Genomic DNA, 608 nt, shown 5'->3' on the forward strand with positions numbered 1-608 from the left:
CTTAAGACGCACCATTATGCGCCATTAGCTCAGTTGGTAGAGCACCTGACTCTTAATCAGGGTGTCTTGGGTTCGAGTCCCTGATGGCGCACCAAATATGGTGGACGTAGTTCAGTTGGTAGAGCACCAGATTGTGGCTCTGGTTGTCGTGGGTTCGAATCCCATCGTTCACCCCATATTAAATTTTTATTGGGATGTCGCCAAGCGGTAAGGCAATGGACTTTGACTCCATCATTCGTAGGTTCGAATCCTGCTATCCCAGCCAATTGGTTTACTAGCTCAGTCGGTAGAGCACATGACTTTTAATCATGGTGTCCGGGGTTCGATTCCCCGGTAAGCCACCAATTTAATAAATGATAAGATGCAGATGTGGCGGAATTGGCAGACGCACTAGACTTAGGATCTAGCGCCTACGGCGTGGGGGTTCGACTCCCTTCATCTGCACCAATCAAGCGGAAGTGACTCAATGGTAGAGTGTCACCTTGCCAAGGTGAAGGTCGCGGGTTCGAGTCCCGTCTTCCGCTCCAAATATGCGGGTATCGTATATCGGTAATACTCCAGCCTTCCAAGCTGAAAAGGTGGGTTCGACTCCCACTACCCGCTCCATA

General features: G+C 50.2%; 7 tRNA genes. All 7 read left to right on the top strand.

The window, feature by feature from the left end:
- Positions 1 to 18 precede the first annotated feature (18 nt).
- Positions 19 to 94 (top strand) — tRNA-Lys (locus JHL18_RS11455).
- Positions 95 to 100: 6 nt separating this feature from the next.
- Positions 101 to 176 (top strand) — tRNA-His (locus JHL18_RS11460).
- Positions 177 to 190: 14 nt separating this feature from the next.
- Positions 191 to 265: transfer RNA gene (locus tag JHL18_RS11465), tRNA-Gln, on the top strand.
- A 3-nt stretch (positions 266 to 268) separates the two neighbouring features.
- Positions 269 to 344: transfer RNA gene (locus tag JHL18_RS11470), tRNA-Lys, on the top strand.
- A 19-nt stretch (positions 345 to 363) separates the two neighbouring features.
- A tRNA-Leu gene (locus JHL18_RS11475) sits at positions 364 to 447 on the top strand.
- Positions 448 to 452: 5 nt separating this feature from the next.
- A tRNA-Gly gene (locus tag JHL18_RS11480) sits at positions 453 to 527 on the top strand.
- 5 nt (positions 528 to 532) lie between these two features.
- Positions 533 to 606 (top strand) — tRNA-Gly (locus JHL18_RS11485).
- Positions 607 to 608 lie beyond the last annotated feature (2 nt).

The organism is Clostridium yunnanense, assembly GCF_016595795.1.
GTDB lineage: Bacteria > Bacillota > Clostridia > Clostridiales > Clostridiaceae > Clostridium_AR > Clostridium_AR yunnanense.